This window comes from Pseudomonas sp. SDT291_1_S447, from assembly GCF_054070155.1.
Genome location: NZ_JBSVXS010000471.1, coordinates 1 through 214, shown reverse-complemented (window position 1 = coordinate 214; position 214 = coordinate 1). Strand labels below are relative to the sequence as shown.

Genomic DNA, 214 nt, shown 5'->3' with positions numbered 1-214 from the left:
CCGGCGGGGTCGCGAAATACAAGTCGCCGTACGTGTCGTTTTCGAACAACCAGATAGCCCGCGCCGCCAGCCACCGGCAGATCTGCTGTTTATCCTCGGCTGGCATGCGGCTGCCGTGGGGAATGTTCACGGTGGATGACAGTATCGCCAGGCAGATGGGCTCACGTTCGAGCAGTTCATTGAGCACGCGCAGGTCGAAGCGGCCGTCGGCGTC

The 214-nt window shown here is 62.6% G+C and carries 1 pseudogene; it reads right to left on the bottom strand.

The features are described 5' to 3' along the window. Window positions 1–214 (bottom strand): annotated as a pseudogene (locus ACW9IR_RS30415) (PLP-dependent aminotransferase family protein); the annotation flags it as partial.